The 24,422-nt window shown below is 50.1% G+C and carries 15 protein-coding genes; 6 read left to right on the top strand and 9 right to left on the bottom strand.

The features are described 5' to 3' along the window. Positions 1-37: 37 nt before the first annotated feature. From ptsP to L4D19_RS03115, 6 genes are all read right to left on the bottom strand, one after another. Positions 38-2,542 (bottom strand): phosphoenolpyruvate--protein phosphotransferase, encoded by a 2,505-nt coding sequence (gene ptsP / locus L4D19_RS03140; protein WP_428451151.1) that lies wholly within the window; start codon positions 2,540-2,542, stop codon positions 38-40. A 55-nt stretch (positions 2,543-2,597) separates the two neighbouring features. Continuing rightward, positions 2,598-3,227, bottom strand: coding sequence for a dihydroxyacetone kinase subunit DhaL (gene dhaL, locus L4D19_RS03135; protein ID WP_428451150.1), 630 nt, complete (start codon positions 3,225-3,227; stop codon positions 2,598-2,600). Between the two features lie 14 nt (positions 3,228-3,241). After that, positions 3,242-4,309 carry a dihydroxyacetone kinase subunit DhaK gene (gene dhaK / locus L4D19_RS03130; protein ID WP_428451149.1) on the bottom strand — a complete coding sequence of 356 codons (1,068 nt, stop codon included), beginning with the start codon at positions 4,307-4,309 and terminating at the stop codon, positions 3,242-3,244. Positions 4,310-4,815: 506 nt separating this feature from the next. Beyond that, positions 4,816-7,092, bottom strand: a complete 2,277-nt coding sequence (locus tag L4D19_RS03125) for a patatin-like phospholipase family protein (protein WP_428451148.1) — start codon at positions 7,090-7,092, stop codon at positions 4,816-4,818. Positions 7,093-7,440: 348 nt separating this feature from the next. Continuing rightward, positions 7,441-9,441, bottom strand: coding sequence for a replication initiator protein RctB domain-containing protein (locus L4D19_RS03120; protein ID WP_428451147.1), 2,001 nt, complete (start codon positions 9,439-9,441; stop codon positions 7,441-7,443). Between the two features lie 848 nt (positions 9,442-10,289). Next, positions 10,290-10,466, bottom strand: a complete 177-nt coding sequence (locus L4D19_RS03115; protein WP_428451146.1) for a hypothetical protein — start codon at positions 10,464-10,466, stop codon at positions 10,290-10,292. A gap of 256 nt (positions 10,467-10,722) precedes the next feature. Between L4D19_RS03115 and L4D19_RS03110 the strand changes: the two genes are divergently transcribed. The 6 genes from L4D19_RS03110 (at position 10,723) to L4D19_RS03085 (ending at position 18,823) form a co-directional block, all read left to right on the top strand. Further along, on the top strand, positions 10,723-11,937 hold the full coding sequence (locus tag L4D19_RS03110) for a ParA family protein (RefSeq protein ID WP_428451145.1): 1,215 nt from the start codon (positions 10,723-10,725) through the stop codon (positions 11,935-11,937). An 8-nt stretch (positions 11,938-11,945) separates the two neighbouring features. After that, positions 11,946-12,920, top strand: a complete 975-nt coding sequence (locus L4D19_RS03105) for a ParB/RepB/Spo0J family partition protein (RefSeq protein WP_428451144.1) — start codon at positions 11,946-11,948, stop codon at positions 12,918-12,920. 153 nt (positions 12,921-13,073) lie between these two features. Next, on the top strand, positions 13,074-15,164 hold the full coding sequence (locus tag L4D19_RS03100) for a tRNA(Met) cytidine acetyltransferase TmcA (protein ID WP_428451143.1): 2,091 nt from the start codon (positions 13,074-13,076) through the stop codon (positions 15,162-15,164). A 70-nt stretch (positions 15,165-15,234) separates the two neighbouring features. Further along, positions 15,235-15,975, top strand: coding sequence for a phosphatase (locus tag L4D19_RS03095; RefSeq protein WP_428451142.1), 741 nt, complete (start codon positions 15,235-15,237; stop codon positions 15,973-15,975). A 333-nt stretch (positions 15,976-16,308) separates the two neighbouring features. Beyond that, on the top strand, positions 16,309-16,698 hold the full coding sequence (locus tag L4D19_RS03090; protein ID WP_428451141.1) for a hypothetical protein: 390 nt from the start codon (positions 16,309-16,311) through the stop codon (positions 16,696-16,698). A 457-nt stretch (positions 16,699-17,155) separates the two neighbouring features. Further along, the gene (locus L4D19_RS03085; protein ID WP_428451140.1) at positions 17,156-18,823 is read left to right on the top strand and encodes a flagellar assembly protein A; all 1,668 of its coding nucleotides are present in this window, start codon (positions 17,156-17,158) and stop codon (positions 18,821-18,823) included. A gap of 112 nt (positions 18,824-18,935) precedes the next feature. On the opposite strand, the gene L4D19_RS03080 is transcribed toward L4D19_RS03085, so the two are convergent. The 3 genes from L4D19_RS03080 to L4D19_RS03070 form a co-directional block, all read right to left on the bottom strand. Beyond that, a complete protein-coding gene (locus L4D19_RS03080) occupies positions 18,936-20,918 on the bottom strand; it encodes a bifunctional diguanylate cyclase/phosphodiesterase (protein ID WP_428451139.1) in 1,983 nt (660 codons plus the stop codon). Between the two features lie 287 nt (positions 20,919-21,205). Next, on the bottom strand, positions 21,206-22,558 hold the full coding sequence (locus tag L4D19_RS03075) for a sigma-54-dependent transcriptional regulator (RefSeq protein WP_428451138.1): 1,353 nt from the start codon (positions 22,556-22,558) through the stop codon (positions 21,206-21,208). Next, entirely contained in the window at positions 22,555-24,369 is a 1,815-nt protein-coding gene (locus L4D19_RS03070) for a sensor histidine kinase (RefSeq protein WP_428451137.1), read from the bottom strand. Before L4D19_RS03070 ends, L4D19_RS03075 begins: the two co-directional genes overlap by 4 nt. Positions 24,370-24,422: the final 53 nt, after the last annotated feature.

Genomic DNA, 24,422 nt, shown 5'->3' with positions numbered 1-24,422 from the left:
ATGCTAATTTCAGCACCTTGAGGTAACTTGGGTATAATTACAGCAATGCCATGACTTGTTTCAAGGTAGAGGCACCGAGCACCTCTTGTGCCTGCATCCTGGCCGATTTGCTCTCTGTCGCCCTGACTGCCTGCTTGACCGCCGCAATCCGGATCGGGCTCATACTCAGCTCATTTACCCCCATGCCGAGCAACACCTCAGTCAGCTTAGGATCGCCAGCCATCTCGCCACAGATCCCGACAGAGATCCCCGCCTCGCGGGCGGCCTGAGCAGTCTGCTCAATCATGCGCAATACCGCTGGCTGAGCGGCTGAAACCAGATAGGAGACCCTGTCGTTGCCCCTGTCCGCCGCCATCACATACTGGGTAAGATCATTGGTGCCGATACTGAAAAAGCTCACTTCCTCAGCCAGCTGCCTGGCATTGGCCACCGCCGCCGGTACCTCGATCATAATACCGATTTTCGGCATCACAGCCGGGATCCCACTATGCTGCAGGGCCTCGTAACAGCTATTGAGCAGATACTTAGCTTGGTTCAGCTCCTCCATCGTTGCCACCATGGGGAACATGACCTGCAAGTTGGAACACTTGGCCCGGGCCCGTAACAGAGCATTAAGCTGTAGCCTGAACACGTCGACATTCTGCAGACACAGGCGCAAACCACGGCAACCGAGGTACGGGTTTTCCTCTTCTCCCTGCTGCATGTAAGTCAATGGTTTGTCGCCACCAATATCCAGAGTGCGGATAATGACGGGCTTGTCGCCAAATGTCTCTGCAATCTGGCAGTAGGTTTCAAACTGGCTCTGTTCCGAAGGCGGCTGATCGCTGCCCATAAAAATGAACTCGCTGCGCACCAACCCAACCCCTTCGGCACCAAGCGCTATTGCCTGCTCGGCCTCCTCCTGACTGGCCAGGTTGGCATAAATATCGATTGTCCTACCATCCTGTGTCGTTGCCTTTTCCATGGTCTTCGCCATGGCCAGCTCCCCCTGAGTCTCAAACTCGTCCTGCTCACGGCGTGCTTTTTCAAGCCGTTGCGCCGTTGGGGTCAGCCACACCTCGCCGCTGCCGCCGCGAAGAACGGCCACCTGACCTCCCTGGCTTTGGGCCATAATTCCCGACAGCCCGACAACCGCAGGAATACCGAGAGAGCGAGCCAGAATCGCCGAATGCGAGGTACTTCCTCCCTGCTCGAGGATAATGCCTTTTACCATCGCCGGATCCAAACGGGCTGTATCTGAGGGCGACAAATCGGTTGCGACCAGGATCACCGGCTCGGAAAGCTCGATGGGTTGCTCGCCTTCACCGGTCAGCAGCCCCATCACCCGGCGGCCGACGTCATAGACATCATTGGCCCGCGCCTGCATATAGTCACTGGAGGAATCTTTATAGGCCTGCGCGGTTTGCTCGATAAGCTGGGACCAGGCAATTTCCACATTAACCGCTTCTTTGAGCCGCTGCCGTATCGTGTCCACCAGCTCGGGATCGGTCAAAATCTGGCTATGGGCGGTAAAAATATCACTATCCGACTGCGATCCTTTTTCTGCCGTCTGCTCGGCAAGCTCTGCCAAGGTCTGCAGGGCCGCACCACTGGCTTCGGAAAACAGCGCCCACTCACGCCCGTAGCCAAGATAATCACGCTCACGGGCTTTGGGCATGCTGACTTTGTAGTGCCAAACCGGTGCTATCGCGATCCCCTCGGAGGCACCAATTGCATTCAGGCGACCATCCTGGTGACGACTCACTTGCACTTTGGCTGTTTTTGTCGGCAGCCGGTCGGCCTGGACATCAGGTTTGTCTATCGACTCGTTGAAATGGTTTTCCGCCAGAGACACAAAAGCCTGCAGAGCCTGTTGAGCCTCATTGCCACTGACAATGCAGGTCAGACTATCGCCTTGTTCTACGCCAAGCAGCGCAATACTGTTTATGCTCCTCGCACTCACCCGCTTGCCGTGACACTCAAGCCAGACCTGGGCATCATAGGGACTGACAGCACCAACAATGGCAGAGGCTGGTCTGGCATGGATCCCGTGAGGGTTTCTCACCCGCCACTCGAAAGCCACCTCTTCTTCGGTTGCAGATTGAGGTAACGGCTCGCCGCTCTGCTCACCACCCTTGCCGGGAAGGTGGGCCGTCTGCTCCAGCAAGGTGTATTTCGCCACCAGCGCATTATGTGCTTCACTGCTCACCTCTTCCAGAGACATCCCAGCTGCGGCAGCCACACAAGCAGACATACAGCCTTCTATCAACGGTGCCGCACAGACATGAACGTTGGCCGCCTGCTCGCTATCAAGCAACTCCAGGGCGGTATCGGTGCTTAGGATCGCGCTGCCCATATCCACCAGTACCAATACACCTTGTGGTGTATAAACTTCTTCGATAGCCATCATCACGGCGATAGCATCAGTGCCGATTGGGTTGTCGGGATCATCCACCCCTGCCGCGACGGCGATCTTGATCTTGCCCTGAGTCATTTGGGATGCCAGGGCATGAACACCTTTGGCCAAGTCCGGGCTGTGGGAAACAATTACAATACTGACCATAATCTAACCTTAACTGAGGTGGCCTGATGCCACCTCGAACCGCAAAGAAACGCGACTATTGCACAGCGGCACTGCGCAATGCCGAGAAGAGCAAATAGGTGGATGTCGCCCCCGGATCCTGATGTCCGATCGAGCGCTCGCCTAAATAACTTGCCCGCCCTTTTTTCGCCTGCAGCGGGATCGTGCCCTTCATCGCCTTTTCCGCTTTGGCTACTGCCCTGTCAAGAGCATCAGAAAGACTGGCTTCCTGATCCTGGTTCAGGCTGACAAGAATTCCGTTCCAGGTATCGACCATGGTTTTGTCGCCAACTTCAGCCTTACCACGCTGGACAATCCCGTCGACCCCGTTCTGGAGCATCTGGGTCAGCTCTGCCAGGTTAAGTTCCTCTTTAGCCATCACGCTGGTTGCACTGCGAATAAAGAAAGTACCGTATAACGGGCCACTCGCTCCTCCGATACTCGACAGCAATGTCATGCCTGTCGTTTTCATGATTGTGCCGATGTCCTTGTCGGCGACACCGGGTAGCTTCTCCTGCACTTTCTGAAAGCCACGGTTCATATTGAGGCCATGATCCGCATCGCCGATTTCACGGTCGAGATCTGTCAAAAAGTCTTGCTGTTCCTTGAAGATCTCAGCTGACAATTCGAGCCACCGGACAACCTGTTGTTTGCTAATTGTTATCATGTTCATCTCCACACTTAGCAGCCCCAGCGCATCGCTGGTGTATTAACCGGCATGTCGTACAGCGACAGCATCTCGTCATCGACTTTCAGCAGGGTAATCGACAAGCCCTGCATATCCAGCGACGTACAGTAGCTGCCGATCAGGTTGCGCTCGATAGTAATATTCAACGGCTCGAGGATTTCCGCCACCTTGCGGTACACCATATACAGCTCGGACTGAGGGGTCGCTCCCAGGTTGTTGACCAGCACAATCACCCGGTCACCGGCCTGAAGAGGCTCCGTCACCCAGGACTCGTCCTGCCACTCGCCACTGTCATTGTGCCAGCGGCGCACGGTACGCTCATAGGGCTGGTTATCCAGGATCTCACTCATCATATCGCCGGTGATGGTATCGCCGTCGGTAAATGCTCGTCGCTCGATGCCCGGCTCGCCGTGGATCCCGACCCCAAATTCAATTTCCTTTTCATCCAGCTCGAAGCTAGGTTTCCCTGCAGCCGGTACTGTACATGCCGAAAGCGCAACACCCAAAGAGCGACCACGGTTGGCAATCTTCTTCGCCAGCCCGCTGATTCTATCCAGGTCGTAACCTTCCTCGGCAGCCGCCCCGAGGATCTTCTCGGCCAGTACCGTTGTCGCCACACCGCGGCGTCCGGCGGTATACAAACTGTCTTTCACCGCAACATCGTCATCAATCAGGGTCGCCTGTACCTTGGTTCCCTCGGCATGGAGCAGCTCGACCGCGGTTTCAAAATTCAGTACATCGCCGGTATAGTTCTTGACCAGAAACAGTACCCCTTCGCCAGCATCGACTTTCTGACCGCACTCATACATCTGATCAGGTGTCGGCGAGGTAAACATTTCCCCCGGGCAGGCGCCATCCAGCATTCCTTTGCCGACAAAACCACCGTGCATCGGCTCGTGGCCGCTTCCCCCGCCAGATACCAGGGCAACCTTGGCTGCCTTGCGCTCGCCGCGGACGATATACATAGGATCCAGGCTCACCTCGAGTTCAGGATGAGCTTTGGCAACACCTTGCAGTTGCTCCTTAACCACGTTATCGACTTGGTTAATCATCTTTTTCATCGTTCTATCCTTATTAATCTGGCGGGGTAATGTTGAATCTGATGGTATGTCAGCCACAGAGGGGATGTTACTTAACCCCATTTGTTTCAATTTGGAACACCGCTTCTCTCTGCGCCGTTTCATTATGAAACATTACTGATATTCAATATGTTGAACCTTGAACTTCATCATGTTTTTCAACAGGAGACAGAACGGCGATAACGTCGCAATTAGCGGATTTGAGGGAAGTATTCAGCAGACTGATCTGTGAATTTGCAGGCGGGTTCACAAACAATCGACATTTCGCCACTGGGGCAGCAGAAAAGCAAAAAAAAAGCGAGCCGGTGTAGGCTCGCAAAAACTCATATATTGCTTTTCGAAAGGGTGGGTTGATGAAAAAGTCCCGACATCCATGCCGGGAAACTTCATCTCTATCTTCGAAAGGGACAAAGGTTATATCAGGGTCTATTTTGCCCGGTTAAGCAGGTTAAATGTCAGTGAATTGTCAAAATATCCATTTAATTGAGTTAATTAAAGGAACTCCCCACTGACAGATAGACGGAGTTCTCTCCGGCTTCAGCCTGGCCGTAACCCAGATACAGCGGCCCCACTAGCGAGTCGACAGCAAGAAAGACACTCGCCGCCCCGATACTGCTCTCCCAGCTAATATCACTGCTGTCATCCCATACCCCACCGCGCTCGATGGAGCCGCCGATATAAACGGGGGCCGAAAATGCACCGAAATCATTATCCAGCAGGCGATAACGGTAGTTAAGCGCACCAAACAGGCGATAGCGACCGTTAAGCTCATAGCGATGGAAACCAGACAGATTAAACAGCCCGCCGAGATCCTGAACGTAAATCGGAATAAGCTCATCGGACTCCGAGCCGCCGGCCTTGAAAGTTGTCACCAGGGTATGACGCTGGTAGTTAAAGGGCTTAACCATCAAGGCATCATAGTAGATATTTTCCCCGTCGATAGACGGCTCGTTATTGAGCGTACTGCGGCTAAATCCGAGGCCCACCTCCGCTTCAAGCAAGAAACCCTCGGTCGGGAAGTAGAAATTATTCAGGTCGTCATAGACAAACGACAGGTAGGGTCCGTGGGCGGTATAGTCCTGCTTGTCATTGTCGCCATTTATCTCTTTCGCCTCACCGCTGATCCCGTTATAGCCCAATGCAATCGCGCTCCATGGGCGTATATTCCAGCCAATTTCTGCAAAGCCTGTAACTTGCAGATACTCGGCATCAATCACGGTCAGATCCTCACGCCCAATCTGCCGTCTCTGCTCCTCCGACAGATTAAACTCACGGTTCTCACGGTTCCAGCCAAGTCCGAATGACGTGAAATGTTTTTTCTGATAATCCAGCGGGAAATACAATTCGGTGCTAATCTTCTTCCAGCTCCCGAGCAACCAGTCAAACTGCCACTCGCCGCCCTTGTCGGTTAAATCGGTATAGATGTACTGCGCCCCAAAGGCGAAATCCGACCGGTTGGCAAAGTCATCTTCGAAGGAAAACTTGAAATTCAAGTAGCCCGGTCCCCATGATTTCTCGCTCACATTGACGGCCAGGACATTCTCATCGTCTTGTTGTTTAATCTGATAGGTGATCCGGGCAAAGATGTCCTGGGCATTGAGTCTGTTCACAGCCAGCTCAAGTTCATCGTTGGAAATGACCCGGCCAACTTCCAGGTCCAGCAAGGCAATTAACGCCTGATCCGAGCGCAAGGTATGATTCTCAATCTCGATCCTGTCGATATAATAAGCCGTACTGGCGCTGACCTGACTGCGGCGATCATACTTACGTTTCTCGTAGGCCCGGTAATCCTCCGGCGAGAGCTGATAACGACGCAGCTTGGGCAAAGCCTCTAGGGCAACTTTTCTTCCTGCGATATAAGCCTGCTCCATCTTGTCGAAGTCTGGGGCGAGCATAAATGAAACCTCGGGCGCAAGGTATACGTCATCCGGCTTCATCAGCGACTTTTGCTGATCCGCACTGCTGTTGGTCATGAAAGTCGTCAGCTGGGCAATGATATTCAGTGCACTATCGAGCTCTCCTTCCTCAAACAGGGCATCGCGCAAATCAACGGCAATGATCGCATCGGCACCAAGCTGCTGGGCCGCATCTACCGGCATGTTGTTAACCACACCGCCATCAACCAGCAGGTGGTTCTGCCAGATAACCGGCTTCAGGGCACCCGGCACCGTCATAGATGCCTGCATCGCTGCGGCCAGGTGACCACTGTCGATCATCACCGGTTTCACTTTTGCAATATCGGTCGCAACTGCTCGGTAGGGTATGGCGAGATCATCGAAGCTGGCCAATTCCGGCAGATTATCAGTCAGGGTACGCAGCAGTACTGCCATCCCCTGCCCCTGAAACGCGCCGGGCCTGGCCTGGAACTCACCGTCAAGACTTAAGCCGATATCGGCATAAATCTGGTAATCATCACTCTGCTTTTTGCGCCTAAGGATCAAATCGTTGCGGCTGGCACGGTCTTCGTAACCACGAAGCCAGTCGGCGGCAAGGGTGCGGTTTTTTATCTCTTCGGCAGACAAACCCATCGCGTACATACCGCCGACATAGGCGCCCATACTGGTACCGGTGATCACATCGACCGGGATACGGTTTTCTTCGAGCACAGCCAGCACCCCAATATGGGCCGCCCCTTTTGCCCCGCCCCCGCTGAGCACCAATCCGACCTTCTCCCTTTCGCTGATGGCTGAAGCTTGAACAGGCGTACAAAGTAACGTCAGGCAAATGAGCCCCAACCCACTGCAGATCCTTCTCGTCAATGACATGATGAGCCCTTTGTTAATATCTAAATAAATTGTTACAAGGTTAAAGCTACCCTCACAGTACGATATTCGCAACGGCCAAAAATCTGCTTTGTTAACACTGTCTTATTACACATAAAGTATAATTGGCAGGATCAAAAAAGCCGGAAAAGCGAATTGCTTTTCCGGCTTTCAAATCAGTCTCTAAAGTGACCGGTTATCCTCTAGCTAACGAGTTAGCCTCTGTCATAAACAGGCACTTTCTGAATAGTCTTTTAGCCCAACTTCAAGCGCGTAGTACCTGTACAGTTCCCACGCGAGTCGGTCAATAAATTTACAGTGTAAATGTTATACAGACTCTATCGAGGGACATTAAACCCCTCTTGCCATATCATCCAGCGCCTTGATGACCTGCTCATTGATATGACCTTCCTGCACAAACTTACAAACCTTACGCCGTACGGCAAGACCGGAAATCAGCTTTTCGATAGAAAGATGATTTTCCTCCTGCTGGCTGTTGTACAGCTCAATGGTCTTGCTGAGGGTCTCGTAGGTAATGGCTTCCTGACCCACCCGAAGCCAATCGAGCTTCTCTAACAAGCTGTGGCACTCCTCAGTGATTGAAGCTGCAGAGTGCCCCGTCATAGCAGATAAAGCCGTTATACTGCGTTGTAGAGCCTCTGGGGAGGTATATTTGGACAGAGTAATGGTCAACTCATCCGCATTGATCTCAACCAAGTGCTTCCTCAGCTTCACTCTGCGGCCCAAACGGCCCTTAGTTCGTCCCTCTTTGCGCTGGATCGGCTCGAACTCACCGTCGATGATCTCGGAAAGCTGATCAAGCTCCTGCTTGGGCATAATTTCATTGCGCAGCGGGTTTGGCATCGTCGGCGCCATCGAGCGCTTGCCTTCATTGGTGGTTTTAGCCCGTGAATAACGGATCACCTCATCGGCATCGCACTTAATGTCAATCTGATAATCACAGTAGCGCTTATCCTGATCCTCCGGGGTGATCGTCAGGTGGTAACCCCACAGATTGACGGCAAAGATATCATCGGTGATCTTGCCTTCAGCCAGTTTTCGTAGCTCGCGGATCAGATCTGACGAGAAACGGCGCCATTCAATATTGCGAGCCAGTTTCTGATTGAGCTCGCTAAGCAGCATCGAGTCGTTGACCCGACGGGACATACGGCTCCGGAAAAAAGTATAGAGCTGGAAAACCAACGTATGCTGGCGCAGGATCTCCGGCGGGAAGAGGAAAAAGTAATCACGAGTTAACAACTCGTCGAAGAACGACGGTTCCCAGACCAGGATATACAGATTGGGCTTGATCCGGATCTCGCCGTCATCACCTTCCTGAGGTGCTTCTTCCGAAGCCGTGATCGTTCTGGCCAGAAAGCGGAAACGATCACTCTTGAAGCCTTCTGGCATGTTCTCACTGAGCCAGCGACCGGTAAGCTCATGCAACTGGAAATCGGTAAATTCAATCCGGTCAATACTCTCTCGGATCGAGTCACGTGCCGGTCCGCTGTCTTTCTTGCCACGAAGAGCCAGAATATCCGTAATATAAATCGGGGTCTTGTTGCCCATATGGCGGGACTGGATCTCATAGTCAGGCAAATGGTGATCATGGTACTGCACTGTCAACGTAAACAGGGCAAACAAGGTCATCAGATCATCAACCGTCATGATCGATTTTGAGGATCGTGTCTCGATGATCGCTTTGGTGCCACTGATCGCAACCATCGATTTCTGATAACTCTTCTTGGTTCTCGGCGGTGCCAGTGCCTGATCAATGATCCCGGCCCAACTGGTTGGCGAAACAACTATTTGGTCGGCTTCATCAGGCATGGTTGGGGGGGTTCCCAGGCCGTATTCGTTCAACAGGCGTCGGTTAACATGGTTTTGCGCCAATGCTTTGGAGCGCTTCTGCTTCTCCTGAGCCTTGCTTTGCTCTGAGTTCAGGCTACCTGTACCAAGCTGAGATATCAGCAAAGCCGGATTCAGAAAGTGGTGCAGCATGGTTTTCCCGGCCAGGCCTTCTTCAAAACGTACGGGTTGCTGACTGAATAAACCAATATTAACAGCAGCCCGCAAACGCTGTTGAATGGCTGCACGTGTTAGCTGTCCTTCAGTCGCTTCTACCAGCTCTGTGGTTGAAACCATACCGTCCTGGCTTGATAGGCCGCGAAGAGAAATTAAGTTAAGCAGTTCAATAATACTTTTCGTCACACCTTTGAAGTGCTGGTACTGAGGTAACCAGTCTACAAGGGCAGAAGGTATTGCGAACAGGTGGCCATCTTTGTGGGATCGTGGCGCTGAGATCAAAATCTTTTCGACGGTTTTATTATCGTTGTTACCAGGGGCTTTCATTTGTCATTAGCCGTAGAAGCATCATCTTTCCGGAAAGATTAATAGAAAAAGATCAAGAAATAAAGCTCTTTTTATTGAATTAGTTAAATACTGATCTTTTTGTTTAAAGTGATCTTATTGATATTCTGATCTTATGATCCGGTGAAAAATACGAGCGTAAGTGACTGATTAAATACAGATTTTAAAAGTACACATACGGAAAGATGATCAACATATTGTCGGAACGCTGATCATAACTCATCAGAAACGATGATCATAGAGCCTCAGGAAAGATGATCATCAGGAGCTCGTAACAATGATCATCACGATTTTGAAACGATGATCATGATATTAAAACAGGTTATCCACAGCTTTATTCAGGGTAGATCCTCTTCGGCGGTATTTATTCACGTTATCAGAGAAGAATTGCTCCGGAAAAATGATCATAGCGGTGTAGTTTCAAGCTGGGATCTTGCCGCAGCTTCGCTTGTTGGCGGTTAATTAACCAGTATTCAACTCACACTCACCGTAATTTAGAGGTCAATCTTCATGTGTCCGTGTTCGGATCGATGATCAAGTTATAGGTTCTGTATTTCAACTTATTGTCTAAACATCACTTGCCTACCGTATATTACCTGCTTTAGGGGCGGAAAGTTGGCATTAGGCCTGTTGCAATCTGCACTCACCGTAAATTAGCACTAAATGTTCATGCTTCCGGAAGCTTCTATTTGCCGGCAAGGATGTTGATCTTCATCTTGATCATTTTTCCGTTGTTCTCGATGTGATCAGGCTCTTTGAGATGAAGGGTTTTACATGGATTACTGCCTTGATCATCGTTTCAGATCGGGGCTACTTTACTGGAAGAATGATCAAGTTGCATTGGCGGATTGTTGTTCAGTTCCAAGGACTAAGCGGTTTTCATCGTTTTCAGCCTGATTTTGGCGATTTCTATTTTTCCATACTGAAACTTGGCTATTGTATGTTGTGATCAAAGCGATAGCTAAGATTGAAATAACACTGGCCGTAAATTGAACAGATAATTTCACGCTTCCGGAGACACTGGGCCTGATTTACAATTTACATTGTAAAATAGTGACGCTGTAACAGTTTTATGTAATTGTTCTTTCCGTGTTATTGTCCTCGAAAAAGTGGCATTTAAATCGATATAGAAGTGCGGTTTTTTGCTCGCTTAGCTTATTTTCAGTTGAGAACAATATCACACTAGTATGTTCAGCTTTTTATTGTATGGATTGGGTTTTGCTGTACAATGAGTGCCAAAACTAATAATGGCGAACAATAACAATGAATAGGGAACAGACGATTCAAAACTTGCTCAATATTGCAGAGCAAACCAAGCAGGTACAAGCAGACCGGATCGAGATCGTTTTAGAAGAACGTCGTGAAGAGCTTTTCCCGCCGATGTCCAAAGCGTTGATGGAAACACGCTCTGGCCTCACCCGCCGTAAGCTCGATGATGCCATTTCCCGGGTAGAGGCAACGGGCCATCAGTTTACCAAGAACAATGCCAATCATTATTCCATTACGCTTGAAGAAGCGCATCAGCTTATGGATGCAGCCAAAAAGCCGGCATTCCATGAGCGAGAAGGTGCTGGTCGAAAGCCCTGGATTGTTAATGTTCAAAATCAGAAAGGGGGCACAGGCAAGTCGATGACGGCGGTGCACCTGGCAGCCTGCCTGGCGCTTGATCTTGATAAGCGTTATCGCATCTGTCTTATTGACCTTGATCCGCAGGGCTCTCTGCGTTTGTTCCTCAACCCGCAGATCAGTGTCGGTGAGCAGGAAACTATCTATTCGGCGGTTGATGTGATGCTGGGTAATGTGCCTGAAGGTCAGGAAATGGATAAGGATTTCCTGTTGGACAATGTGGTAATGCCTACCCAGTATCCGAACCTGAAAACCATTGCGGCGTTTCCTGAAGATGCGATGTTCAATGCCGATGCATGGCAGGACTTGGCGGTAAACCAGGATTTGGATATTGTCAGATTGCTCAAGGAGCGGGTCATCGATCCGATTGCCGAGGAGTTTGACATTATTATGATTGATACCGGTCCGCACATTGATCCCTTGGTCTGGAATGCCATGTATGCCTCGAATGCGCTGATCATTCCTTGTGCGGCCAAGCGCCTTGACTGGGCGTCTACTGTTAACTTTTTCCAGCATTTACCGACTGTTTACGAGATGTTCCCGGAAGAATGGCATGGCCTTGAATTCATACGCCTGATGCCGACCATGTTCGAGGATGACAACAAGAAACAGGTCTCGGTATTGACGGAAATGAACTATCTACTGCGTGACCAGGTGATGATGGCTACTGTACCTCGTAGCCGTGCCTTCGAGACCTGTGCGGATACCTACAGTACCGTGTTTGATCTGACCGCAGCAGAATTTGAAGGCGGTAAGAAAACCTTGTCGACCGCCCAGGATGCAATTCAGCGAGTCGGGCTCGAGTTAGAGCGCGTCATGCATAGTCACTGGGCGAATTTGAATCAGGAGTAACATAGCAGATGGCAATTAAAACCAAAGATCTGAATGCTCGTCTGTTCGGTAAAGCGGATAAACGCCGTGCGACGAACGTCAACGAAGCGCAGAAAGCGGCTCGCGACAAAGCTTCTGTCATTGAGCTGGCTGTTGCCGGTGAAGATACCGTTGCGTTTGAGTTGGTGAAAATCAATGCCGGCGAGGTGGAATCAACCACCCAGGTATTTGCTGAAAATGCACGTGAGCAGGCGTTTTTGAACGAACACGCCCTGGCTGATATTTTGACCACACTCAAGGATCGAGGCCAGCAATATCCCGCGGTCGGGCGCTGGTTAGACAATGGCAATATCGAGGTGCTTGATGGTAGCCGCCGTCGTATGTCCTGTATTCTGGCCGGCAAGGATTTCTTAATCTATGTCGCCAGGGGGATCAATGGCGAGCATGCCAAATTTTTGTCCGATGTGGCAAATGCCCACAAACCCCTGTCGTTGTATGAACGTGGCAAGGAGATGCAGCTGTTGCTGACGTCGGGTAAAGTCGCCGATCAGAAAGAACTGGCGAAGTATTGTCAGTGCAGTGAGGCTTTGGTCAGCGGTGCGTTGAAGGCAGCGAGTCTGCCAATGGAGCTGCTAATGGCCTACCCGAGTGTCGGCGAGTTGGGTCGACCAACTATCGTTAAACTGCACCGTATGTTTTTTGGCTTGAATGACGGACAGCGTGATCAGCTGGTGAGCAAGCTAACAGTCGGGGACGAGGCGATTTGGAAAACCATCGATGCTCAGGGTATTACGCGTATTACCCGCGAAGTGACGATGTTGCTTGAACAGATCAGTGATGAGCTGCAGCCGAAAGTTGAGATTGAAAAGCCCAAGGCGCAGGAGTTGATCAAGGGGAAAGTCAGCTTTACTCGTGATGGCGACAAACTGCAGCTTAAGTTTAAGAAGCTAAGCGAGAAACAGGCCGATGATATCCTGGCCTACCTCTCGGACTATCTGAAATAATCGTTATTTCAGATCTTATATATTTATCTAAAACCACGCCTAGCGTGGTTTTTTATTCCAGGCTAGGTGACTGGTTCGCTGTTGCGCATTACCCTCGCCGCCGTTATCACCGGCATGCTATGATCGCTGGGTGAGTAACCGTTGAGTGTTGTAATGTCCGATCTTATCCATTTTTGTCACGCCCTTAGCGAGAACGCCAAGCAGGCCAATATCCGTTATCTAGTCGTTGTTGAAGGCGATGCTGGCTGGACCAATGAACTGGTTGGTGCATTTCTTCGTCGCTACCAGCATCCCTTGTGGGCTGGTGAATCATCACCCGAACATATTCCTTCCGTCAGATTAAAGAAGGCCAAACAGTTTCTTGGCCGTGAATGCGACTGTCTGATCTTCAATGCCGAACACGCCTTTGACGCCGAGGCGCTTGGTGCGCTGTCGGGAACAGTCACAGGTGGTGGTGTGTTGCTGTTGCTGGCACCGAGCACTTGGTTTCGGCAAACCGATGAGCAGTCACCGTTTATCCGCCGCTTGATTGGGTTGCTCTCTCTACCTGATATTATTCAACTGCGCCAAGGCTTGCCTTTGCCGCCATTGCCTGTTGTGTCGTCTAGCCAAGGGGATTATTCCGATGACGAGTTTGGCTGTCTTACCCTCGAGCAATATGAAGCAGTAGAGGCTATCCGGCGTGTCGTTACGGGTCACCGAAAGCGGCCGCTGGTCCTGACGGCAGATCGCGGCCGCGGTAAATCGGCATCACTTGGGATCGCTGCGGCCAGTTTGATGTCAGAACGGACGGTGCGAATCGGGGTGACGGCTCCTGCTTATGCCAACACCGATACGTTGTTTTCTCATGCCGCGCGGCGGCTGGGTATCAACAATGCGCCACAGGGCAGGCTGGCATTTGGTGGTAGTGAGCTGGTATTTCTTGCCCCTGATACCTTGTTGTTTGACAAGCCGGCATTAGATTTTTTGATTGTCGACGAGGCTGCTGCTATTCCGGCCCCGATGCTGAACAAGCTATTGCGGCATTATAATCGTATTGCGTTTGCCAGTACGGTTCATGGTTACGAAGGGACCGGGCGTGGATTTGCTATAAAATTTTGCCAGCAGCTCGATGTTGTTACGCCGCAATGGAAGCAGCTCAAAATCAACCAGCCAATCCGCTGGGCTGATAATGATCCGCTCGAGCAATGGGTTTTTAATACGCTTCTGCTCGATGCCGAGTATGCTGCACTTGATACACATTCAGGTGTTGCGAAAAATGATGATATTCGATATCGCTATATCCCGACCGAATCGCTGGTTGGTGACGAAACCTATCTGTCTCAGCTATTTGGTTTGCTGGTCAATGCACATTATCAAACTTCTCCTGCAGATCTTGTCCAGTTACTGGATGATGATGCGATTCATCTTGTGGCCGCTGAAACAAAGAATCACGTTGTTGGTTGTTGTCTGCTGAGTATTGAAGGCGGCTTTACCCCGGAGTTGGCGCGGCAAGTGATGCTGGGCCAGCGTCGGCCTAAAGGTCACTTGCTCGCGCAGTCTGTCGCTGCCCATATAGGGATAGAATCGGGGGCTATACAGAGTTGTGCCCGGGTGCTTCGCATTGCCGTCCATCCCGAGAGACAACAACAAGGGATCGGGCAGCTTCTGCTGCAGCATTGTCGTCGCTGGGCGGTCGCAGAGAAACTTGACTACCTCGGTACCAGTTTTGGCATGGCATCAGAGCTTGTGGATTTTTGGCGTAAAGCCGGATATACCCCTGTGCGACTTGGTGTCAGTAAAGATGCGGCAAGCGGTAGCCATTCATTGTTGATGATCCAACCTATTTCTCCTGAGTCAGAAAGTTGGGTAAGGCATGCGCAAAGCTTGTTTGCCGCCAATCTTAACGCCCAGCGTGTCGAACAGTATTGTGAGCTTGATACTGTGTTGTTTAGCCAGTTATATTTCTCTTCACAGGATGAGGCGACACAACTTCCACATTTCAATGGTCGCCTTGCCGAGCAGCAGGTGCGTATCTATGCCGATGGCGGTCTGGGATACGATCTGGTGGTAGCAAGTTTGGAAGTGTGGTTATCTAACTATCTTTCGGGTAAGCAGCAGGCGCTAGATACGAACGACTACATGGCTGTGGCTAAGATATTACAGCGTCAGCCCTGGTCAACGATTGTGTCAGACTATGGATTCACCAGCCGAAAAATGGCTGAAAAGTCGTTACGCGAGTATGTTAGCCTGCGGGCTCAATAATATCGATTCTCTTGTACGCAGAGCGAGTCTGTTTTCGCTAATTCTATTTCTTCTATAAGGAGCTGAGCATATGCAATTTTCAGTTGATACCCACACCCATACTATTTCCAGTGGGCATGCTTATAGTACGTTGCTTGAAAACGCCGAGGCGGCAGCGAGTAAAGGGCTGTCATTATTTTGTGTGACTGATCATGCGCCGAGCATGCCGGGCGCACCGCATTTCTGGCATTTTGCCAATCAGCGGGTATTGCCCCGTTTTCTTCATGGGGTCGGTATTCTTCGAGGCATTGAAGCAAATGTCCTAAATCAAGATGGCGAGATTGATATTGACCCGCGTATCTCGTCACAGCTTGACTGGGTGATCGGGAGCCTGCATGAACCTGTCTATTCGCCTTCTTCACGCCAGTCGCATACTGACACCTTGATTAATGTCATACGCTCGGGTCGGATCCATGCCCTTGGACATCTCGGCAACCCCAATTTTGATTTTGATTTTGAAGCGGTTGTGTCGGCTGCGGCACAATACAACGTGCTTATTGAAATCAATAATTCTTCCTTGAGCGGCTCTCGCCAGGGCAGCGAACCTCGCTGCGAGCAGATCGCAGCATTTGCCCGCGAGGCTGGAGCTCGGTTGACTACCGGATCGGATGCTCATTTCGCTCACGATGTCGGTAACTTCAGCCAGGTTGCCAAATTACTGGCAAGGGTCAACTTTCCGCTTGAACAGGTTGTCACTCATCATCCTCGCTGCTTTCTTGAGTTTCTCCAGGAGCGAGGACAGCCGTTGATCGAGGAATTTGCCGAGTTGTAATTTCATTTGGTATTTACACTGTAAATAGCGGTTAGCGGATAAACAAAAAAGTGGTTTACAGTGTAAATTAACCCAAGCAAACTTTTGATGTTCAATAAAGGGTGGTGTTTTTATTGTCTAGATTCTACTGCTATTCTGTTGATGTAAAAGTATTAACCCGTCAAATCTCTTGTTCTATACTCACCATAATCAGTACTTCATCCCATATAATATGTATGAAAAAATTTGGTATTGCTCCCAAAAAATGGTCTAGAGTTAAATAACTTAGGGAGGAATTATTTGTTGTAAATTCGGCCCATAAAGTTGATTGGAATGAGAGTTTATGGGGGTGTCATGAGTCTAATTAAAGTACATAACAAAGCCCTTGAAAAGATGATGGCACCTGTCCATCACTGCGTGCAGCCAGATATTGCCTTTTCTCCTGGTCTTGGAGGGTTGGCTGCAAGGCTTCATAAATCTTCAATTCATAGTGATATCAGCCGGTTTGATATAGGTTCCCGTGTCACAGTCTCTCGTTTGAGTAAACGCTGCCTGTATCTGCAGTCCTCAAAGCGTCTGGAGCTTAAGGCGTCTTACGAGCTTAGCCTGCAAGGATTTTATGAGTTGACGGGGTACCTCACTCCGGTTAACAGCAGTGATAAGGGCACTTTTCAATATAAGTTTCACTCAAATACTTGGCTGACCGATGAGCAGTTGATGCGGCTAGTGATTGATTACGATTAAAAAAAAGCCCCGAAAACCGGGGCGAATTTGGACTAAGGTATTGCTGCTTAATCGGGGGGAACAGCAGCAATGGATATTAAGCAGTCCTAGGGATTGTCATATCAATGCTATTTCCGTGCCAGAACTAGCCTTCGACTGTATCGATGTAAGTTATTGATAAAATTAACTTAAATTTAAGTGATGAATTTGGCGTAAAATGTATTGGGTGGGTTTCTACCCAAAAGAATTTTGCAGTGTGTCAACTTGTACCCATCCGTAATCAGTATAGAATCCAGCATATCGTTGTTTGAGTGCCATAGCGGCAACATTTCCTCCTCACTTAATGCATAATTTCTTACACTTCTCGATAAATTTGCTAACGGATCTGTGACTTGGCATGTACATGGTTTGTATGTGGTTAGGTTAAGATGGGCTATAAGACCGTTATGGTGATGCTATAAGTTTTAGGGAGTGCTCTATGCCGACACAGCTTCTTCAGCTGTCTCAAGATGGTCAGACGATATCTTTGATCGCCAAGCCGTTGGGCGAAGATGCTGAGCATGCGATAACCCAGAGCGATATCGCCACTGAGCTGGTCGACCTTCAAGCGATCGATTTTTTCCTGTTCGACAACGCAATCGATTCTGCCTTGTCGGTTATCAATTCCAAACCGGCTGACAGCGATGTTGAGGTCAAGCTTCAGCAATTTGTGATAGCAGAGCGACGCGATGCCGGATTGCTTATCAAGACAGATCCTGATCTCATGAAAACCTCAGTCACTGTAATTGGGGCGTATGGTGGTACCCAGATCACCGGAAATATGTTGATTGATGCTTTAAAAGAGAACCATATCGTAAAGGGGATCCGCAAAGCTCAGTTGCAGGAGCTGCTGATGAAGTCAAAACAGCTCGCTCCCGGTGAAAAGCTGACGATGCCTGTCGCTTTCGGTCGCTTTCCCGTACACGGTACTGATACCGTATTCGAGCCTCTGGTCAATGATGCTAGCCAACGTATTCTGCGCCCGCAATCAACGGATGACGGTAAGGTCGATATGCTTGATCTGGGAGAGTTAATTACGGTTAAGGCTGGTCAACCAATTATGAAGCTGATACCAGCAACGACGGGTTGTAACGGTTTTAACGTGCTCGGCAAGGAGATCACCGCAATCCCCGGTAATGAATTGGTGTTTGAAGCCGGTGACGGCACGGCAATTTGTGAAGATGACGAGCATGTGCTTGTGGCCACTAAATCGGGTGTCCCGTTAAGAAAACCCTGTGGTATGCAGGTTGATGATGCCTTGACCTTGAAAGGCGTTAATGTGACCACTGGCCATATTGATTTCGACGGCAGTATCTTGATCACAGGCGACGTTACACCGGGCATGAAGGTTAGCGCGACCGGCAATATCGTCGTTAGTGGGTTCGTCGAGCTGGGCGAATTAAGGGCCGGTGGTGATATTGCTGTCGCAAAGGGAGTGATTGGCCGCCAGCAGGACGGCAAGCACCTCCCCTGTTATCTCGAGGCAAACGGCAAGGTAACCAGCAAGTTTGCTCAATTTGTTGAAATTGATGCTGGCCAGGATGTCTCTTTTTCCCTTCATGCCCTCCACTGTATAATCCGTACCAAGGGAGCATTGAGTGTTATTGACCAAATAAAACGTCATGGCACCCTGAGTGGCGGCTATATTGAAACCGGGCTGGGCGTTGAAGCGCTCAATATTGGCGCTTTGGCTGGGGTACCGACCGAAATTGTTGCTTTCACTCAATATACTTCCCTACGAGATACATTAAATACGGCATTTCAGCTGATTGAGGACGAAAAAGCGAAAGTGCATAAAATCAAGGAGGCACAACATAAGCTTCTTAAGATCCCGTCTTCTAAGCGTCCGCCAGAATTGGTTGAGAAGGTGAAGTCCTCGATACAGCTTCATAAGCAACGCATGGCCGAGCTTAATATGTCCTATCAAAATTCACGTCATGATTACGACGAGCAACTTAGTAACGCCACAATTACAGCGATCGGGCGGTTGTTCTCGGGGGTGATGTGCCAGATTGAGAAGGAAAAACTTAACATACTGCAAGAGCATGGTCCCTCTGTGGTTGCCTATCGTGATCGGACTCTTCAACGGCTTCCCTATAACTCATAAGCTATTTACACTGTAAATCGAAAACTATCCGCTTTTATCATGTCAATTCTTGTTTCGCTGAACTGTTAATCAGTGTTATTTACACTGTAAATTATCAGCGACCAACCGCTTATCAAATATCACTTCGTACGGGATAACATTCGTTCACATGCCCGGTGTGAGTATCGGCTCTAGCTCTGGTTTTGAACCGCTCGATGATGAAGCCTTGAAATCCACTAACGAATAGTTCGGAAAGCCGCTCGAGCTGTGTTTCTGTTTCGACGCGGGTAGCAATGGTCATAATGTTGAGGCTATGGGCGGTTCTGGAAATTGATGACAAGAGAGCGGATTTATTCTGATCGTTTAACTGATGTGTATAGGCAAAGTCAATTTTTACGTAGTCTGGGCGGAACTCTTTTAGATAGTCCAGGGATTTGAAGTGACGGCCATAGTTGTCGACACCAAATCTGAACTTATAGAATCGGATGGCGGAGCAGAGCAAACTGGTTGCATCGGGATGGCGGACAAAGCTTGCCTCGGGTAACTCGAAAAACAGACGCGAGGATAAGCTCTGATTTTTTTCCAATATTTGACTAAGCCAGCGAATGAAGGCGGGATCGCTGATGCTACTGTTGGTGATGTTTATCGCCAGAGGACCAAGCTGACGATCAGCATTGAGGCGGTTGATAAGCTGCGCAACAATGTGGCGGTCGAACAAGCTGCCTATCGCGAGATCTTCAATAGCACCGAGAAACTGGCTGGCAGTATAGACATCGTCTTTTGTTTTTATCGCGCTGAACACTTCATGATGATAAATCCCGTTTTTGTCATTGGCGACCGGCTGGAAATGGTAAGAAAAAAGGTCATTGTCAATGGCATCAAGCAGTAATGACTTCCACTGCTGCTTGCCGAGTGCAATCTGGGTTGAAGCCTCATCAATGAATGCAATAGGAAGCTGTGGTGTAAGAGCTGCTTTGCTAAGGGCATTGTCGAGTTGGGAAAGCAAGGTGCTGGAACTTGATGGCTGGCTGTTAAGTAGCAGGCCGACATGCGCCGTATGCGGTGTGGTTTTAGCGTGCTCCGGTTGCAACTCGTCAATAACCGTAAGCATCGTTTCGCCGATTATCTTGAGCTTCTCGGCACTAATGCCGGGCGCAAGCAAAGCAAATTCGTCGTAGGATAAGCGTGCGAGGGTAATGTCACTATAGATGATCCCTTCGTTGAGGCCGTTGGCGATATCTTGGACTAGCTGGTCTCCTTTCTCGAAGCCCTGATTATGGTAGCAATCATCAATCAGCGATGTTTTTACCAGCGCCAGACCGCCCTTGGCTGACTTGGTCAGCCAGGAGTTTAGCTGGCTGATAAAGAAATTTCGGTTTCCCATCCCCGATACGCCATCGCGGTAAACCTGTTCTCTTAGTTTTGCAGCCTCGCGGGCCTGGGCCTTGAAATTGGCTTCAAGCTGGGTGGAAAGGTGATTGATAGTTTTGACGATGATCCCGAGATCGTATGTTTCGGGTAGGGGAATAGGCGCCCCAAATTGATTCGAAGACAGATCCTTTGCCCTGTTGACGATATTGTCTAACGGCTTGAGTTTTCTTTTTAGCATCAACAGAAGAAGCATGAGCCCGGCAATTAGGCACACCATGGATACGCTAAGAGATTGGATCGTCGATTGCCACAGCTGGCGGTACAGTGATGTCTGATCGGCCGTAATGGATAGTGTAGCCAATCGCTCCCAGCCGTTGTGAATGGTGTTCGACTTGGTGAGCGGCTCAAACAGGTTCAGGTTGAGAAACCAACTCGGCACGCCTTGTAAGCTGGATGGTCGCTGTTTTTCAATACGTTCTTTGGTGACGAACAGGTTCAGGCGAAGGCGTTGCCAGTCTTGGCTGGTAAAAAACTGATCGACCTGGTCTGCGAGTTGCTGCGAATCCTGATCGGCAAGAAAAGGGGTCAGGGCGCTTTCGATGCTGAGTAAATCATGATTCAGGCGCGTATAGGCCTGAGCCGCTATTTGATCCCGTTGTGAAAAAAACTGGCTGGCTGTAATAGTTAGTGTAAACAGGAGGAAGATTGCCAGAATCCACGAGATTAACTGTTTGTATAAAGACATATGACATACTCTAGCGATAGCGGTGTATTGTTCAGGCATGCGCCGAGCGATATTGGGGCTATGAGGTTGTGCGGTTTGCGACGCTGACAAATATTGTACATATGCACCCAATTTATCAAAAGTTCTTGTCTGTCACTGTGCAGATTTATTCTCCGCTAACAGATTTTGAAGGTACTTCGAAATAATTCTGAAACAGCGATAATGTTACAGTGTGCCGGGGAGGTGGACATGCAGAGAGGACGATGAAGCACGGAACAGTTATCCGTGCCGCATCAGGTTTTGTGTGTTTAGCTTGTTGCCTTGTAGTCATCTTTGTCGATATGGTGCTTTTTCATCTTGTCATACAGCGTCTTTCGCGCGAGCCCTAGCTCTGCTTGTACTTCCTTCAAACGCCCATTGTGGCGCTTCAATGCATCGCTTAGCAAGGTATACTCGAACTGATTCATCCGCTCTGCCAGCGTGTGGATCAAAGGCGCTTCGCTAAACTGGCTGCTGTCACTGAGTGTCGTCGTATCTCCCATCAAAATCAGGCGTTCGGCCAGATTTCGTAGCTCCCGAACATTGCCTGGCCAGTCATGCTCTAGTAGCTTTTGCTGTTGTTCCAGGTTGATAGAGGGCGGTTCGACGCCGTAGCGGGTAGAAGCCGAACGAGTAAAGTTCTGAAACAGCATTGGAATATCATCCTTGCGATCGCGAAGTGGCGGAATATCAACGCTGACTACGTTCAGACGGTAATAGAGATCGTGCCTGAATAGCCCGCGATCACTCATCTGTTTTAAATCATCCTTGGTGGCGGCAATAATGCGAATATCTAGCGGAACCGTCTTGTTGCTGCCAAGCGGCTCCACCGCCCTTTCTTCGAGCACTCGCAGCAGCTTGATTTGCAGCGACATCGGCATTGACTCTATCTCATCAAGGAACAATGTTCCTCCGTCGGCATGGGCAATTTTGCCGATGCGTTTTTTCTGTGCTCCGGTGAAGGCGCCCGCTTCATAGCCGAATAATTCGCTTTCGATCATGGTTTCGGGGATTGCCCCGCAGTTAATCGCGACAAATGGGTGGTTCTGGCGAATGCTATGATCATGCAGGAAGCGTGCGACCAGCTCCTTTCCTGTGCCCGTTTCGCCATGGATCATGACGTCAGCCGGGGTATCTTTGATGTGGGAAAGGATCCGGCGTAGCTGCTTCATCTGTGGTGTGTTGCCCAAAATCCTCGGGCCGGGTCCGCTTTGCGCTTCTAGCTCGCGACGTAGGTCCCGATTTTCCAGCACCAGCTCCCGCTTGTCCGCCGCTCGTTTGACAACATCAAGCAGGTTTTCAGTCGAGAACGGTTTTTCGAGAAAGTCATAGGCTCCGAGCCGCATCGCGTCGACGGCCATTGAAATGTCACCGTGGCCGGTAAGCAGAATGATACTTAACTCGGGGTCAATCGCCAGTGCCTGCCTGAGGAAGTCGATACCATTAATACCGGGCATGTTGATATCAGAAATAATCACCCCGGGGTATTGGCTGTCGAGTATTTCTAGTGCGGGTTTGGCACTTGAAAACAAAGTGACGTCATAGTCTTCAAGCTCCAGTGTCTGCCCCAGTGCATCGCGAATGGATTTTTCGTCATCAATAAAAATTACTTGTTGGTTCATTGAGTGTCCTCAGTGCTACGGGGAAGAGTGATCACAAATTCGGCACCGCCGCCAGGGTGGTCGGTAACCGAGAGCGTACCGGAGAAGGCGTCGATGATCCGGCGGGAAATCGTTAATCCGAGCCCGAGCCCATCGCTTTTAGTGGTAAAGAAGGGGGTGAAGATCCGCTTTTTCTGATCATCATCCAGACCCGGTCCGTTGTCCCAGATACGAATTTCGGCTTGGTTGTCGAGGGCTGCCAGCTGAATGCCAATTTGCGGCTGGTGTGCCGAGGACAATGCCTGGATAGCATTATGGAGCAAGTTGATGATGACCTGCTCAACCTGCACCGCATCGGCATTGATCAGTATATCCGGCGGCAAGTCGCCGACACGGAGAATCACTCCTTCCTTTATCAGTTTATTACGCAGCAGGCTGGTTGCCGAACGAATTGAATTTGCCGCGACGGCGCGGTTGTTATGTTCGCTGCCCTTGCGGGCGAAGACCTTGAAGCGTGCAATAATATCCGCGACCATCTGGTTAAGTTTGATGATTTCGTCGATGTTGCTGGCGACCGAATCATAGCGCTCTTTGCTGAGGAGCTTGCGTGAGTTCTCAGCATAGGTGCGCATGGCGGCGAGCGGCTGGTTAATTTCATGGTTGATGCTTGCCGAAAGTTCACCCAGCATGGCCAGCTTGGCAGCCTGCACTAATTCGCTTTGGGTCTGTTTCAGCTCTGCCTGGCTACGCTCGTACTGTCTTAATGTATCTTTTAGCCGCTGGTTACTTTCAAGCAGGGTATTGGTCCGTTTCACCACCAGCTGTTCGAGTTTGTCATTGAGCTGCGCCAGCGCCTTCTGAGCCTTAAGCGTCTGCCACCATGAGGTTACGGCCAGACTCAGAAGAAAGTAAAATACGCTGAACATGAGTACGGCCTGGGCCACATACTGATAGGCGGCACTGATCGGGCTGAAGCCGAAAATTGCCCACCCGGCCTGGGCCATATCATGGTTGGCAACAACATAAGCTGCGCTTTTCTCATCCGCAGGCTGTCGGATATCAATGGTTTCATTGTGTCTGAGTTTATCAAGCCGGGCGTAGCCGGTGAGCGGGTCGAGCCTGGCATTACCATATTGTCGTGATGCCAGGATCCGCTGCTTTTGGGTTTCGTCCAGCGGGATCAGCGACCGGTACAGCCAGCTGTTCTCAGAGCTGTAGAATACCACGCCCTGCGAATCGGCAATGACGTATTCGATGTCTTCGTATTGCCAGATATCTTCAATCAGCGACAGATCGACCTTGATGGTCATAACACCGATAACAGACTGCTGATGGTAGATTGGCGCAGAAAAGTAATAGCCGCGTTTATCAGAGCTGGCGCCCAGTGCGAAGTACTGGCCGGGATTACCTGCAATCGCCTCGCGGAAGTAGGGGCGGTAGGCATAGTTTTGTCCGACAAAACTGTCAGGCTGTTGCCAGTTGCTGGCAGCCAGGGTATCTCCCTGTCGGTTAATCAGGTAAATCGTATCGGCGCTCAGTGTCGTTGCCCACTGCTGGAGCAACTGGCTGGTTTGATGATTTTGTTCGGCCTTTTCCGGTGATGTCTGATCGGCCAGCAAAGGTTGCAAGAGTCGCGGATCATTGGCCAGCACCTCGGGTAGTTTGCTATAGCGCATAAGTTGCGCATCCAGCTTTTGACCCAGTAGGTCGACATCAAGGGAGACTTTGTCTGCCAGATGCTGTTTGACCTGCTGGTAGGTTAACTGGGCGATAAGAACATTGAGTATCAGACCGACAACTACAATAAGGACGAGGCATTTACTTTTCTGCACTTGACGTTTCCGTGGCATTTTTATGGGCTTGTATAGCAAACTTTACCCGATGA

The organism is Photobacterium kasasachensis, from assembly GCF_050336885.1.
Classification (GTDB): Bacteria; Pseudomonadota; Gammaproteobacteria; order Enterobacterales; family Vibrionaceae; genus Photobacterium; species Photobacterium kasasachensis.
Note: the sequence above shows the minus strand (reverse complement) of the source record. Positions and strands in the feature narration are given on the sequence as shown.

Bases quoted from the DNA above. Each gene is read 5' to 3' on its own strand.
- ptsP (WP_428451151.1), bottom strand. From the start codon at position 2,542: ATGGTCAGTATTGTAATTGTTTCCCACAGCCCGGACTTGGCCAAAGGT.
- dhaL (WP_428451150.1), bottom strand. From the start codon at position 3,227: ATGATAACAATTAGCAAACAACAGGTTGTCCGGTGGCTCGAATTGTCA.
- dhaK (WP_428451149.1), bottom strand. From the start codon at position 4,309: ATGAAAAAGATGATTAACCAAGTCGATAACGTGGTTAAGGAGCAACTG.
- L4D19_RS03125 (WP_428451148.1), bottom strand. From the start codon at position 7,092: ATGTCATTGACGAGAAGGATCTGCAGTGGGTTGGGGCTCATTTGCCTG.
- L4D19_RS03120 (WP_428451147.1), bottom strand. From the start codon at position 9,441: ATGAAAGCCCCTGGTAACAACGATAATAAAACCGTCGAAAAGATTTTG.
- L4D19_RS03110 (WP_428451145.1), top strand. From the start codon at position 10,723: ATGAATAGGGAACAGACGATTCAAAACTTGCTCAATATTGCAGAGCAA.
- L4D19_RS03105 (WP_428451144.1), top strand. From the start codon at position 11,946: ATGGCAATTAAAACCAAAGATCTGAATGCTCGTCTGTTCGGTAAAGCG.
- L4D19_RS03100 (WP_428451143.1), top strand. From the start codon at position 13,074: ATGTCCGATCTTATCCATTTTTGTCACGCCCTTAGCGAGAACGCCAAG.
- L4D19_RS03095 (WP_428451142.1), top strand. From the start codon at position 15,235: ATGCAATTTTCAGTTGATACCCACACCCATACTATTTCCAGTGGGCAT.
- L4D19_RS03090 (WP_428451141.1), top strand. From the start codon at position 16,309: ATGAGTCTAATTAAAGTACATAACAAAGCCCTTGAAAAGATGATGGCA.
- L4D19_RS03085 (WP_428451140.1), top strand. From the start codon at position 17,156: ATGCCGACACAGCTTCTTCAGCTGTCTCAAGATGGTCAGACGATATCT.
- L4D19_RS03080 (WP_428451139.1), bottom strand. From the start codon at position 20,918: ATGTCTTTATACAAACAGTTAATCTCGTGGATTCTGGCAATCTTCCTC.
- L4D19_RS03075 (WP_428451138.1), bottom strand. From the start codon at position 22,558: ATGAACCAACAAGTAATTTTTATTGATGACGAAAAATCCATTCGCGAT.